Here is a 12,645-nt window from a genome sequence, read left to right on the forward strand (position 1 = left end):
CAGAGGGGTGATAATTAGGATGTTGCATGAGACCATAAAGAACAATAAAAATTAGCTCATGAAAGGTATTATTCTTGCAGGAGGATCAGGAACAAGATTGCATCCGCTAACTTTATCTGTAAGTAAGCAGTTGATGCCTATTTACGATAAGCCCATGATATATTATCCGCTTTCAACTTTGATGTATGCGGGAATTCGAGAGGTGTTGATTATTTCTACACCGAAGGATTTACCTCTTTTTAAGGATCTTCTTGGTGATGGAGAGAAGTATGGTTGCCGTTTTGAATATGCGGTCCAAGACGAGCCAAATGGGTTAGCGGAAGCCTTTATTATTGGTGAAGAATTCATAGGAGATGATAAGGTTGCACTGATATTAGGGGATAATATTTTCTACGGAACAGGTTTAGCTAAGCTATTACAAGCGAATAATGATCCTGATGGAGGTATTATTTATGCCTATCGCGTTCATGACCCGGAACGTTATGGGGTTGTGGAGTTTGATAGTGTGGGTCAGGTGATTTCTATTGAAGAGAAACCAGAAAACCCAAAGTCAAATTATGCCGTCCCTGGGATTTATTTTTATGACAATGCGGTAGTGGAGATTGCTAAAAATATTAAACCAAGTCACAGGGGCGAGTTAGAAATTACCGATGTAAACCGAGAGTATCTTAAACAGAGAAAACTAAATGTAAGTATTTTAGATCGTGGGACAGCCTGGTTAGATACGGGCACTTTTCAATCGTTAATGCAGGCGTCACAGTTTGTCGAGGTGATTGAGGAACGTCAAGGTTTAAAAATAGGTGCGATTGAGGGAGCAGCCTATGAGATGGGCTATATTAACGAAGAACAATTTAAAGCTTTAGCAGAACCGCTTTTAAAAAGTGGTTATGGTAAAAATTTATTGGGGTTACTGAATAAAAAACAATGATTGTAAGGGAGACAAAGTTGAAAGGCTGTTTTATAATAGAACCTAAAATTTTTAATGATAGTCGAGGGTATTTTTTTGAAAGTTTTAATCAAAATACATTTAATGAATTAATCGGTCAAAACATTAGCTTTGTTCAGGACAATGAGTCGTTTTCTTCAAAAGGGGTGTTGAGAGGACTTCATTATCAAACTGGTGAATATGCTCAGGCAAAATTGGTAAGAGTGGTTAAAGGACGTGTTCTTGATGTTGCAGTTGATTTAAGAAAGAGCTCTCAAACATTCGGAGAATATGTTACTGTAGAGTTGTCAGGGGAGAATAAGAACCAATTATTTATCCCAAGGGGATTTGCTCATGGATTTGTCGTTTTAAGTGACACCGCTATTTTCTCTTATAAATGTGATAATTTTTATCATAAAGGGTCTGAAGGCGGTATTATTTTTAATGATAAAGAACTAAATATTGATTGGAAATTACCGGAAAAGGAACTTGTTATTTCAGAAAAGGATTTAGTATTACCCCAATTAAAGAATTCTAAATTATGATAAACGTTTTAGTTACTGGAGGTAATGGTCAGCTAGCGTCTTGTATTAAAGATATTGAAGCTAAGTATGATGATTTAAACTTTATTTATACTGACTATCAAGATCTGGATATTTGCGATTTAGATCAGGTACAGTCTTTTTTTAGTGATAACAAAATTGACTATTGTGTCAACTGCGCTGCTTATACGGCTGTTGATCAAGCTGAAAATGAAATAGAAAAGGCATACAATATTAATGCCAATGGTGCTAAAAATTTGGCTATGGTATGTAAGGAATATGAAGCGATTTTAATACATATTTCTACAGATTTTGTGTTTGATGGAAATAAAACAGAACCCTACACAGAAAAAGATAAGCCAAATCCAATAAGTGTTTATGGCGCTTCCAAATTGCAAGGCGAAGTTGAGATACAAAAGGTTTTAAAAGAGCATTTTATTATTAGAACCTCTTGGTTGTATTCAGAATATGGGAATAATTTTATGAGAACCATGTTAAAATTATCTGAAACTCGTGATGAAATTTCTGTAGTTTCAGATCAAATAGGTACACCTACCTACGCTGGTGATTTGGCAGCAGTGATCATCAAAATTATTAGGATCAAATCAAAAGATTTTGGGCTTTACCATTACAGTAATGAAGGTGCTGTTTCCTGGTTTGAGTTTGCTAAGGCCATTTTCGATTTGTCAAAAGTAAAGATAATCATAAAGCCTATTAAATCAAAAGACTATCCTGTGCTAGCAAGACGACCTGTATACAGTGTTTTAGAAAAATCTAAAGTAAAAAAAACTTTAGGAATAGGCGTTCCGTATTGGAGAGATAGTTTAGTCAAAATTTAAAAATTGTCAATGTGTATAATCCTTTTGATTTTGTGGTTGAGAATGGTAGTTATAGAAATTTAAAATATATATTTGACAAATAAAATAAGGAGTTAAAAAATGAAAAAGAAATTAATTTTAATGCTTTTGATTGCTGGTTTTACCTCATGTAAAAGTGATAAAAAGAGTGAAATGCAAAGTTCTAAGGACGAGATTAACCTAGATTCTTCAAGTAAATTTAATAAAAAAGCAGAAAATGAGATTCACAATAGTTTGATCGTTACTATTGATGCAATTGTTACAAAGGATGATACGTTTCACCTTATGTACCTTAGTGATAATATTACATCTTGGAGTTCTAAAGGGTTGATTAAAACAAAGGTTAAGGGAGATGAGGTAGCACAAAAGATACAGTTTAAATTTCCCCAAGGTGTTTTTCCAACCAAATTTAGAATTGATCTAGGGTTTAACGAGGAGCAAAAAAGTATTGATTTATATAAGATGACTTTTCAATTTGAAGGCAAGGAAGTTATTGTTGAAGAACATTTGATTGAAAAATACTTTACCCCAAATATATATGCTAAATATGTTGAAGGGAATATGGCTGATTTAAGATTTCAAGAAATAAATAACAAATATAATCCTTTGATTATTACAACAGATTACTTTATTAATAAACTAGAAACAAAATTATATTTATAGATGAATTATTTACCCCCAAAAATTATTGCAGAGATAGGATGCAATCATAAAGGAGAATTTGATATAGCTATTGAGCTATTAGATTTAGCAAAACAGTGTGGAGCGGATGTTGCTAAATTCCAAAAGAGGAATAATATTGAATTATTGACTGAAGAGCAATATTATGCGCCTCATCCTAACCCAGCAAATTCTTATGGAGACACATATGGTGCGCATAGAGAGTATTTAGAATTTTCTGTAGACCAACATAAGTTGTTAAAACAACATTGCGATATTATTGGTCTTGAATACTCAACCTCAGTATGGGATGTAACTTCGGCACAAGAAATGATAACTTTTAATCCATCTTTATTAAAAGTGCCTTCAGCTTGTAATAATAATTTTGAAATGCTTGAGGTCTTAAGAGATGATTTTAAAGGAGAAGTTCACCTGTCATTTGGAATGACTAATCAATGTGAAGAAAGGGAAATAGTTAATTTTTTCGAAGAAAAAAGCCAGGCCAAGGATAGGTTGGTGGTTTATTCATGTACTTCGGGCTATCCTGTACCTTTTAAAGATGTATGTTTGTTAGAGATTTCCAGATTAATTAAGGAATATGGGAATAGAGTAAAGTATGTCGGCTTCTCCGGTCATCATTTAGGCATAGCCATTGATAATGCCGCTTACGCACTTGGTGCTAATTGGATAGAAAGGCATTTTACTAAAGACAGAACTTGGAAAGGTACAGATCATGCAGCCTCATTAGAGCCTTCAGGAATGAGGAAGTTGTGTCGGGATTTAAAAGCTACATATGAGGCTTTGAGTTATAAGCAGGAAGAAATTTTGGATATAGAAAAAGTTCAGAGAGATAAGTTAAAATTTAAAAAAAGTATAAACCGTTGAAAGTTATAGCTTTTTTGCCTGTTAGAGGAGGAAGTAAGTCCATACCATTAAAGAATATCAAAAGTTTTTGTGGAGAACCCTTGCTTTATTGGGCTGCTAAAGCAGCACAAAATACACCTGAAATAGATGAAGTAATTATTGCTACAGATTCACAAGATATTAAAGATGTTGCCCTAAATTTTAATTTTAGTAAAGTAAAAATCTATAATAGGTTGTACGAAAATGCTAATGATGTTTCAAGCACCGAAAGTGTTATGTTAGAGTATATAGATAGAGAGGATATTAAAGATGAGTATACCTTTATATTAATTCAAGTAACATCACCTTTTTTATTGTCCAATGACTTGTCTAAAGGTATTAAGCAGTTAGAAGAATCAAAAAAAGATTCCTTGTTAAGTTGTGCTAAGATTAAACGTTTTTTTTGGAGTAAAGAGGGGCGATCTATAAATTATAATTATAATAACAGACCTAGAAGGCAGGATTTTGAAGGTTCATTAATAGAAAATGGAGCCTTCTATATCAATAAGGTAGCAAACATCAAACAATTTGAAAACAGATTAAGTGGTAACATTGAGGTCTATGAAATGCCAGAATACAGCATGGTTGAAATTGATGAACCTGATGATTGGTTTCATGCTGAATATTTGATGAAAAAGCATGTGCTAAATAGTTCTAAAAAAACTATAAAACTTTTTTTGAGTGATGTTGATGGCGTATTAACTGATGCTGGTATGTATTATTCTGAAAATGGAGATGAGCTTAAAAAATTTAACACACATGACGGTAAAGGGTTTGAATTGCTGAGGAATGCAAGTATTAAAACGGGGATTATTACCTCAGAAAATACCGCTATTGTTGAGAGAAGGGCGAATAAACTTAAAGTAGATTATTTGTTTCAAGGAAAAGAACACGGGGGAAAATTAGAAGCGGCAAAGATTATTTGTGATGAATTAAATATTAGTTTAAATGAGGTCGCTTATATTGGGGATGACGTCAATTGTTATGAATTGCTCAAAAGTGTTGGATGTGCCGCTTGTCCAAATGACGCTTTAGATACGGTAAAGTCTATCCCTAATATTCATGTTTTATCAAAAAAAGGAGGAGAAGGCGTGGTTCGTGAGTTTGTTGAAAAGATAATAAGCACTAAGATTTTTTAATGAAAGTATTTTTAATTAGACTTCTTAACTTTGTGTTGAATTTATTTTCTTTTGTCTTATTGATTGTAATTTTTTTTATTTCAAAATTACTTATAAATAAGAGCAAAAAAGAAATTAAAAATATTACTTGGTTTGGAGCATATGGTAATGGTAATTTAGGAGATGATTTAATTTTTTATTCCTTAAAAAGGTTATTAAAGAAAAACAAGTTTAACATTAATCTTTCAGTAAGGGATTTAAATAAAGCTAAAAATTATGGGGTTCCAATTTTTATTAAAGGTGAGCAGTTTTATCATTTTTTTAAGTTCATAAATAGGATAAAGAATTCTGATGGTGTTTTTTTAGGAGGAGGAGGGCTTTTAGAGTATTATTATCCTAGCAAGCAAGCTTATCGTATGATAATGATTTATTTGTGCCCATTAATGATTGCGAGAATATTTGGCAAACCTGCATTTGTTTTAGGAATAGGGGTGAACAAGGGAAGAATTGAAAATGGATTAATTAGATTTATTTATAATCAGGTTTTGTCAGAGTCTAAACTTATTGTGACAAGGGATAATAAGTCAAAAGAAGGATTAATAGAAAATGGAGTTGAAACGGAGATAATATGTTCTTACGACCCAGTTTTGAGCTTGGATTTACCCCAGACTAAATTGAATAGTGGAAAAAAGAAAATTGGGTTTATATTATGGCCATATTTTTTATGGCCTCATTTTTATGAAAATTCTGAAAATATCAGTTCTGATAAGCTTGACCAGCACAAACTATTTTTAAATAAGATTAATGAATTAATTGAAAGTTTAAAATATAAGTATGAACTAGAATTTTTAACTTTTCATTTTAGTGATACAATGGTGTATCGAGAATTAAATTTTAACTCCGAACCTAAGGCTGAATTAAATAAATTTTTGAGACAGGTTACATCCCTAGATTTATTAGTTACCATGCGTTATCATGGTCAAATTACTGCACTTTTATCAGAAACGCCTGTTGTGTCATTAAGTGTGCAACAAAAGATGGATGAGTTGATGAAAAATTACGAATTAGAAGCGTTTAATTATGATGTTAATAATTTTAAGGTTGATAAAATTTTAGATGATATCAATTATATTTTTAAACATAATGCAAAAATAGTTAAACAAATAAATGATAAAAACATTTTATTGAAGGGTGAAATAAATAAGGCCTATGGAGAATTAAATTTTAATGTTCAAGTTTAAATGAGTCAGAAATTACTAGCGAGTTTTTCTTTGTATACATTAGGTCAGTTGCTTACTCAGTTGTTGTCAATCGCATTATTGCCTTTATATTTAAAAAAGCTTACCCTCGAAGATTATGGTATTGTAGCCTCATTAATGTCCGTGGCAACTTTTTTTAACGCTTTGATGCAATACGGATCAGGTCCTACAGTAATGCGATATTATTATGAGTTTGGTAAAAATTCAACAGAGTTTAAAGGCTTTTTTACATCCATTTTGGTGTTTAATTTTCTTGCGAATATTATTTTGACTGTGTTGATAATTTTTGTTTATGAGAACATTTTTTCCTTTTTACTGCCAGATATAGAAATATCAACATATATCTATTACATTATTTTTTATTCTTTCTTTTTTGCTTTTCCTATTCTTAATTTAAGTCTCTTTAGAGTAGAGTCTAAACCAATAAAGTTCTTGCTTTTCAGTATTGCACAATTTGTTATTTCTTTTGTGTGTATTTATTATATGGTTGCTGTGTTAGATGGTGGAGCATTTGGGAAAATTAAAGGGGAGTTTTGGGCACGAGTACCATTATTCATTATTGGTTTTTATTTGTTTAAGAAGTATATAAATTTTTCAGCCGTTAGATTGTCCTACATTAAAGAAGGATTGAAATATGGCATTCCTTTGATGTTTCAAGCTATTTTATGGTGGGCCTTATATAAGTTAGATTATTTTTTAATTAACAGAGAACTTGGAAACGAAGGTGTGGGATTATTTAATGTCGGCTTTCAAGTATCTTACCTATTAATTACTTTAGGGATTTCTTTTTCTTTAGCTTGGACACCTCATTTTTTTTCCATAGCAGAAAAAGAAGACACCAAAAGATTATATGGGAACCTCGTTGGAAATTTTTTAATGTTTTTATCTTTTTTAGGGTTGATAGCTATATTATTTACTTCTGATGGACTAATTTTACTGCAAGCAGAGGATTATTTAAAGATTAACTTATTTTTACCCTATTTAATATTGGGAGCTATCTTTCAATCTGGATATTATATGGTTCAACAATTATTATTTTATTCAAAAAGAACAATTTTAATTCCAATTATTTTAGGAGTTTTCATGACTTTAATAATTACTTTGGAATATGTTATTTTGCCTGATTTTGGGTTACTTGGCCTAAGTATAATAAAGTGCTTTGGATTTATTGGGATATTTACGACAACCTTGTTGGTTGGTTTAAAATTTTATCATTTTAAATTAAATTTCAGAAAAGTTTATACTGCACTTTTTTTTTTAGCAGGAAATTCAATTTTAGTTTTTTATAATGAAATTTTATATTCTGGAATTTTGACAAAGATTATTTTGGTTTTGGCTAACCTGATTTTAATTTGGAAAATTAATTTTTTTACTTTAGAAGAGAGAAGATTTTTTAAAAGCGTAATAAGAAAAAAATGACCAATATTTGTTTTGTATCCAATTTCCATAAAACCTATTTTTTTGAAGAAGTAGCACTCGAATTAAAAAATAAAGACTATAATATATTTTGGTTATGTTTTGAAAGGAAAATGCTTATTCATTTAGAAAAGAAGTTTCCCAGCGAAAACATATTACTATTGTCTAGAAATAGTATTGAAAATAAACCTAAAAAGATTGCAGATTTTAAATTAAATGAATTAGTAAATGGCGATAGGTTTTTAAGGCATCAAACTGATTGGGCGTACCAATATTTAATAAGGATACAACAACCTGTTTTAAATTTCATTAAGGAGAAGAAGATCAATTTTATTTTTGGAGAGGTAACACACGCTCATGAAATATTAATTCATAGGCTAGTAAATCGGTTCAAAGAGTTAAATTGTAAATATTTGCATCCTCAATCTGTTAGAATACCAAATAAGAGATTCTTTTTTTTAGAAGATGAGTTTCAAGCTGAAATTTTTAATGATGATAAAATTCATAATGACAATTGGGAGGTAGAGCTAGAAACAATTGTCGCAGTTAGACCTAGAAGAGTTGCTCAAGTGGACAGCGATGTTAAGAAAGAACTGTCGGTAAGTGGAAAATTCGATAGGTTAAAAAGGTTCTTTACACAAGAAAATATATCTAAAGACTTGCCTAGTGTTATAGAAAACCGAAAGAAAAGGTCTAAAATAGCGCTAAAAGAAGAGTTTAATAAATTAACATATCGATTTGTTAAAACAGCTGATGAATCCATATTAAACAACAAAAAGTTTGTAGTTTACACATTGCATATGCAACCAGAGGCCTCAGTTGATGTTGTTGGTGTATATTATGATGATCAGTTACGGAATATAAAAAATATATGGCGCATTTTACCAGATGAGTGGTATATAGTCATAAAAGAACATTCTAATGCAATTGGAAACCGATCTTATTCTTTTTTCAAAGAGTTTTTAAAATTAAGAAATAGCATTCTATTGAATGAAAAGGTCGATTCTCATTTAATTATAGATAAGGCTGAAGCTATTTTTAGCGTTTCTGGAACTATTGCTTATGAAGCAGCTTTAAAGGGTAAGTATTCTTTCACTTTTGCGAATATATTTTTTAACAAGCTTAAAAATTGTTTAAAAATAACATTAGATGATTTTAGGAATATTGGAAGTATAAATGAACTTTTTGATATTTTGAAAGAAAGGAATGAAGAAAAATTATCGATTCCTGAGTATTCTGAATATTTATATCAAAGAAGTTATAATGGAATTGTTGATGCTCCTGTTAATTCGGTTGACTGGCATGATCAAGACAATATAAAAGTAGTCTCTGAATCGTTTAATGTGTTTTTAAATAAATTTGGAACTAGATAATTATAATATTAATATCTCGAAATTTATAATTTCCGCTATAGCATTGGGTTTAACGATGAGCGGAATTACCTTAATTAACATAGGGGTTAATGTAAGGGTGATACATGTATTATTACCATTGATTTTTTTTGGGTTGCTTATTGTAAGGTTTAGGTGGCTTATAAAGGCTTTTAATAAAATTAAGAGACTTAAGTTATTTAAAGTTTATTTAGTTTTATTATTGATTTTACTGTATACGACTTTAATTATTAGTCCTGAGACTGTTTCTGGTTTTAAATTATGGATGACACTATTTATTAATAGTATTTTGGGCTTGGTTTTTTACGGGGTGCTTTTAGAGCAAAAGATAAATATTTCATTTTTTAATAACCTGTCTTACCTTAGCGTTAGTATTATATCGTTAATTGTTGTTTTTCAGTTTGTATTAAGCGTTTTAGGCTTTTATGAACCTCATATGTTTGGGAAAAATGGATTTTTTATGTTAGGTCGACCTGCAGCATTTTTTGGAGATCCCGGTTGGTTAGCATATTGGCTTATAATATTTAGCTTAATCGTATTTGAAAATCGAAGAATAGGAATAATTAGTACGTTTAATTTTAGCTTATTTTTAATTTGTATTTTATTCGGTCTTGTAATATCTCAATCTAGAGTGGGTATTTTTTTTATAGGATTAAATTTTTACTTGCTTGTTTTACATAAAAAGATTTCGAAAAAGGTTTTACTAATACTTATAGGTGTTTTGGCAGGAGCTTTATTAATAGTTGGAATTTATTTTGGATTATTGAAAATACCTGAAAATTTGTATTATGATATTGTTAAATTGAGGGCAAACCCAAGGTTTTATGATGCTGTCACAATTTATTCTGAATTCGTTAATTCAGGTAATATTTGGTTCGGTAATGGGTTAGGGTCATTAGATAGGTTAGTTGAGATTTATCCTTGGAGAAATTATACCGATTCGCATAATGTAATTTTTATTCAAATGCTTAATGATGCTGGTATTATCGGCGTATTTGTTTTAGTGTATTTTATTTATAAATTAAAAAAAAGATTAAAAACTCGAATAGGGAAAATTATGTATGTAGAATTTATTATTCTCTTGTGTTTCCATAATATTTTTCCATATTTTCAGTTGTTTTGGTTTTTATTGCCATTAATATTTGTTTTGGATAGAAAGTATGAAGAAGAATTTAAATTCTATTAAGAGTATTGCGGTTGTAGATTTTGTAGGAATTAAAGCTGGGATGGATTTGTATGATGTTAATTTATGTAAATCATTGCAAAATAAAGGTATTGAAGTGGTTTTACTATCTAATTTTGAGCATAAGGATATAGATTCAGAAAAAGTTTTTAAAGATAATCCGGAAGGAGTTATTAACAAGTTAAATAATATTTTTTTTGGTCACATTAATGCGTTTAGGATAATTAGAAGGAAGAAATATAAAACGGCTTTATTACATTCATTTTCTTTTCAGTTAAAGGATTTGTACATTTTTATTTTGGCAAAATTATTCAAGTTAAAAGTAATTTTGGTGCTTCATGATGTTTCAGGCTTTGCAGGAAAGGATATAAAAGTGATAAGGAAATTAATTTTAGAATTTTTAGCGAATAAAATAGTTGTTCATAATAAGTTTTCTAGGGATGTTTTGTTTAATTATGCGAATAAAAGAATTAAGGATAAAACGGTAATTATTAAGCACGGTAGTTTTACAGAAAACACTTTTAAAAAATATTCGAAATATGACGCAATAAGAATAATGGGGTTGGATAAATCTTACAGGTATATTCTTTTTTTTGGTCAAATTAAAAAGGCTAAAGGATTAGACTTACTATTAAGAGCGTTTGCTAAAACTGAAATTGAAGATGTAAAATTAATCATAGCAGGAAAACCTTGGGAAGATTCTTTTGATGAATATCAAACATTAATATTAGAATTGGGAATAAAGGGTCGGGTAATTCCATATATTGAATATATAGATAGAGAAAAAAGAGATCTTCTTTTTTCTCTATCAGACTTTATTGTTTTACCATATTATGAGATTTATCAAAGTGGTGTATTACTTATGACAATGAGTAATAGGATTCCTGTAATAGCTTCAGATTTAGAACCTTTTCGAGAAGTTATAAAATCTAAAAATGGATTATTATTTAAAAGTAATGATTATTGTGATTTGGCTATTAAGATTGAATATGCTCTGAACAATAGGGAAGTAATGAATAAATTCTCCCTTAATGCCTTTGATTTGATGAAAACTAAATATAGTTGGAATACTATTGCAATCCAGTATTCTCAAATTTTAAATTAATTATAATGAGGTATCTAATTAACCTGTTTAAATCAAACTTTAATGTATTTTATATAAGTGTTGGTTTAGTTTTAATGACACTTCCTTTTAATTATGGTTATAACAGTGTAGCAATAATTTTAATGATAATTTGCAGCATCATTAATGTATTCAATAATCCATCACAATTAAAACAGATTCGTTTTTTGGGACATAAAAAATACATATTTCTTGTATTGTTAGGAGTGACTTATTTATTATCGATTATATGGTCCATTCATTCAGAAGCTACAATTAAATCTTTAAGCGTAAAAATCCCTTTAATTATATTTCCTTTTGTATTTGCTATATCACCTAAGGTAAAAAAAAATGACACTAAGTTAGTGTTTGGTCTTTTTATACTAAGTGTGTTAGTGGTTGATTTTTATTGTTTGATAAATAGTTATTTACATTACTCTATTTATCATGATAATTCAGTGTTTTTTTATCATAAACTATCAGAAAACGCAAATTTAAATGCTATTTATTTATGTGCATTTAATGCTTCTTCAATTTTATTTATTGTAGTTGGAAAAGTATATAAAAACGAAGTACTTAAATGGTCTATTCTTATTTTGTTGTTTTTATTTGTTTTTTTAACAGCTTCTAAAATGGTTGTTTTTAGCCTTATTACTAGTGTTTTAGTTAATAGTGTTTTCCGCCACTCAAAAAAAAGGCGGAATGTTATAATGTTTGTTGTACTAATAGTGTTGGTGGCTGGTATTGGATCGAACACAAAAGTTTTGAAAGGTAGGGTTTTAGAATTAATCAATGCTAATTTTGAAATGGCGTGGGTAAATAATGATTTAAGTCAATTGGGGGTTGATGGTATTTCAATAAGAGTATTTCAATATCGAGCTCTTTTCGAAATTATTCAAGAAAATCCAATAAGAGCTTTTTTTGGTTTTGGCTTAAAGGCTCATAAAGTTAAGTTAAATGAGAAATATGAAAAATATAATATATATAATGTAGATGATGATTTTAAAGGAGTTAAAGGTCTTGATTTTCATAATCAATATGTTTGTACCTTCCTGTCAATTGGTTTATTTGGATCTTATTTTTTGATTGCCTTTTTGATTAGTATTATTTCATTGGCATTTAGAACAAATGATAAATTAATGTTTGTGCTTTCAGTTTTTTTTGCTCTAATTTTTTTAACAGAAATGTATTTGGAGCTACAAAGAGGGATCATTTTATTTGCCACATTGTTGCTTTTTTTGATTAAAAGGAATGAGCAAGGTTTTAGTTTTAATTAAGTTAGATTTATA

12 protein-coding genes are annotated in these 12,645 nt (G+C 29.6%); all 12 read left to right on the top strand.

Going from position 1 to position 12,645, the window contains the following annotated elements; translation table 11 throughout:
* The first annotated feature begins 58 nt into the window (after positions 1 to 58).
* The 12 genes from rfbA (at position 59) to MR062_RS06810 (ending at position 12,633) form a co-directional block, all read left to right on the top strand.
* Positions 59 to 928 (top strand): glucose-1-phosphate thymidylyltransferase RfbA, encoded by an 870-nt coding sequence (rfbA, locus tag MR062_RS06755; RefSeq protein ID WP_242203332.1) that lies wholly within the window; start codon positions 59 to 61, stop codon positions 926 to 928.
* Positions 925 to 1,470, top strand: a complete 546-nt coding sequence (gene rfbC, locus MR062_RS06760) for a dTDP-4-dehydrorhamnose 3,5-epimerase (RefSeq protein ID WP_242203333.1) — start codon at positions 925 to 927, stop codon at positions 1,468 to 1,470. Before rfbA ends, rfbC begins: the two co-directional genes overlap by 4 nt.
* Positions 1,467 to 2,306, top strand: a complete 840-nt coding sequence (gene rfbD / locus MR062_RS06765; protein WP_242203334.1) for a dTDP-4-dehydrorhamnose reductase — start codon at positions 1,467 to 1,469, stop codon at positions 2,304 to 2,306. The genes rfbC and rfbD overlap by 4 nt, the downstream gene beginning before the upstream one ends.
* 99 nt (positions 2,307 to 2,405) lie before the next feature.
* The gene (locus MR062_RS06770; protein WP_242203335.1) at positions 2,406 to 2,987 is read left to right on the top strand and encodes a hypothetical protein; all 582 of its coding nucleotides are present in this window, start codon (positions 2,406 to 2,408) and stop codon (positions 2,985 to 2,987) included.
* Positions 2,988 to 3,869 carry an N-acetylneuraminate synthase family protein gene (locus tag MR062_RS06775; RefSeq protein ID WP_242203336.1) on the top strand — a complete coding sequence of 294 codons (882 nt, stop codon included), beginning with the start codon at positions 2,988 to 2,990 and terminating at the stop codon, positions 3,867 to 3,869. It begins immediately after the preceding gene.
* Positions 3,866 to 5,026: an acylneuraminate cytidylyltransferase gene (locus tag MR062_RS06780; RefSeq protein ID WP_242203337.1), complete on the top strand. Its 1,161-nt coding sequence runs from the start codon at positions 3,866 to 3,868 to the stop codon at positions 5,024 to 5,026. Before MR062_RS06775 ends, MR062_RS06780 begins: the two co-directional genes overlap by 4 nt.
* Entirely contained in the window at positions 5,026 to 6,246 is a 1,221-nt protein-coding gene (locus MR062_RS06785; protein WP_242203338.1) for a polysaccharide pyruvyl transferase family protein, read from the top strand. Before MR062_RS06780 ends, MR062_RS06785 begins: the two co-directional genes overlap by 1 nt.
* A complete protein-coding gene (locus MR062_RS06790; protein ID WP_242203339.1) occupies positions 6,247 to 7,683 on the top strand; it encodes a lipopolysaccharide biosynthesis protein in 1,437 nt (478 codons plus the stop codon).
* Complete coding sequence (locus MR062_RS06795; RefSeq protein WP_242203340.1) at positions 7,680 to 9,053, top strand: hypothetical protein; 1,374 nt, start codon at positions 7,680 to 7,682, stop codon at positions 9,051 to 9,053. Before MR062_RS06790 ends, MR062_RS06795 begins: the two co-directional genes overlap by 4 nt.
* Positions 9,054 to 9,108: 55 nt before the next feature.
* Positions 9,109 to 10,257, top strand: coding sequence for a hypothetical protein (locus tag MR062_RS06800; RefSeq protein ID WP_242203341.1), 1,149 nt, complete (start codon positions 9,109 to 9,111; stop codon positions 10,255 to 10,257).
* Entirely contained in the window at positions 10,232 to 11,359 is a 1,128-nt protein-coding gene (locus MR062_RS06805) for a glycosyltransferase family 4 protein (RefSeq protein WP_242203342.1), read from the top strand. The genes MR062_RS06800 and MR062_RS06805 overlap by 26 nt, the downstream gene beginning before the upstream one ends.
* 5 nt (positions 11,360 to 11,364) lie before the next feature.
* Complete coding sequence (locus MR062_RS06810; RefSeq protein ID WP_242203343.1) at positions 11,365 to 12,633, top strand: O-antigen ligase family protein; 1,269 nt, start codon at positions 11,365 to 11,367, stop codon at positions 12,631 to 12,633.
* Positions 12,634 to 12,645 lie beyond the last annotated feature (12 nt).

The organism is Aestuariivivens insulae (genome assembly GCF_022662195.1).
In the GTDB taxonomy this organism is placed as follows: domain Bacteria; phylum Bacteroidota; class Bacteroidia; order Flavobacteriales; family Flavobacteriaceae; genus Aestuariivivens; species Aestuariivivens insulae.

Bases quoted from the DNA above. Each gene is read 5' to 3' on its own strand.
- rfbA (WP_242203332.1), top strand. From the start codon at position 59: ATGAAAGGTATTATTCTTGCAGGAGGATCAGGAACAAGATTGCATCCG.
- rfbC (WP_242203333.1), top strand. From the start codon at position 925: ATGATTGTAAGGGAGACAAAGTTGAAAGGCTGTTTTATAATAGAACCT.
- rfbD (WP_242203334.1), top strand. From the start codon at position 1,467: ATGATAAACGTTTTAGTTACTGGAGGTAATGGTCAGCTAGCGTCTTGT.
- MR062_RS06770 (WP_242203335.1), top strand. From the start codon at position 2,406: ATGAAAAAGAAATTAATTTTAATGCTTTTGATTGCTGGTTTTACCTCA.
- MR062_RS06775 (WP_242203336.1), top strand. From the start codon at position 2,988: ATGAATTATTTACCCCCAAAAATTATTGCAGAGATAGGATGCAATCAT.
- MR062_RS06785 (WP_242203338.1), top strand. From the start codon at position 5,026: ATGAAAGTATTTTTAATTAGACTTCTTAACTTTGTGTTGAATTTATTT.
- MR062_RS06790 (WP_242203339.1), top strand. From the start codon at position 6,247: ATGAGTCAGAAATTACTAGCGAGTTTTTCTTTGTATACATTAGGTCAG.
- MR062_RS06795 (WP_242203340.1), top strand. From the start codon at position 7,680: ATGACCAATATTTGTTTTGTATCCAATTTCCATAAAACCTATTTTTTT.
- MR062_RS06800 (WP_242203341.1), top strand. From the start codon at position 9,109: ATGAGCGGAATTACCTTAATTAACATAGGGGTTAATGTAAGGGTGATA.
- MR062_RS06805 (WP_242203342.1), top strand. From the start codon at position 10,232: ATGAAGAAGAATTTAAATTCTATTAAGAGTATTGCGGTTGTAGATTTT.
- MR062_RS06810 (WP_242203343.1), top strand. From the start codon at position 11,365: ATGAGGTATCTAATTAACCTGTTTAAATCAAACTTTAATGTATTTTAT.